The sequence below is a fragment of the Rhizobium sp. AC27/96 genome, from assembly GCF_001692325.1.
Lineage (GTDB): Bacteria > Pseudomonadota > Alphaproteobacteria > Rhizobiales > Rhizobiaceae > Rhizobium.
The window spans coordinates 1-752 of sequence record NZ_LXKN01000030.1; the positions used below are offsets into that span (position 1 = coordinate 1).

At 57.7% G+C, this 752-nt stretch carries 1 protein-coding gene; it reads left to right on the top strand.

The annotated features are described in order from the left end of the window. Window positions 1-322 precede the first annotated feature (322 nt). Complete coding sequence (locus tag A6U86_RS21445) at window positions 323-742, top strand: DUF1236 domain-containing protein (protein WP_068395035.1); 420 nt, start codon at window positions 323-325, stop codon at window positions 740-742. The last annotated feature ends 10 nt before the right edge of the window (window positions 743-752 follow it).

A 752-nucleotide genomic window follows, 5' to 3' on the forward strand; every position in this document is an offset into this window, starting at 1 on the left:
GCAGAGCGTGGGCGCGATCGGATAGATCCCCGCGCTTAAGGGACTTTGGTGATGAGCGGCGAGGACTGCCCCTTCGCTCGTCACCGAATATCGGGGCTGCATGAGGTGGAAGTTTTCGCAATCAGCTCGATTCGGCATTTCGGCCTTGCTGGTGGCAAAAGTGGTCTATGCTCCGAACCCTCCGCATGTCGGCGTTTTTGGAAGCTGGAGATGTCAACGTCCCATTGCCTGCCCAACGGAACAATCACGGAACGATCGCGTTCGGCAATCATGGTCCAACGTCGTCGCTGGACTTTCACAAGTTCGTCAAGGAGACGAAACAATGACAAGCAAAATCAGCATACTGTTCGGTGCTCTTGCAATCGGTGCGCTGGTGCCGCTGGCCGCTCACGCCCAGGGCGTGGTGGGAGGAGCCCAAAATGGTGCGGACCAAGGCAATCGTCAGGCCGGGCCGGTCGGTGCCGTGGTTGGCGGCGCGGTAGGCGCGGTAACCGGCGGTGTGAATGGGCTGCTGGGAATCGATCAGCGCCCCCGTTTTCACGACTATGTCGTCCGCGAGAACCGACCGTCGATTGTATATCAGGATAGCGTTGCCGTCGGCGCCGTGCTTCCAGAGGACGGCGTGGAATACTATGACGTCCCACCAGAATATGGTGTGACGAAATATCGTTATACCGTTCTGAACAACCACATCGTTCTCGTTGATCCGCACACACGGACAATCGTCGAGGTAGTTCAGTGAGAACACGACT

Coding starts and splice junctions, on each gene's coding strand:
- A6U86_RS21445 (WP_068395035.1), top strand. CDS start 323: ATGACAAGCAAAATCAGCATACTGTTCGGTGCTCTTGCAATCGGTGCG.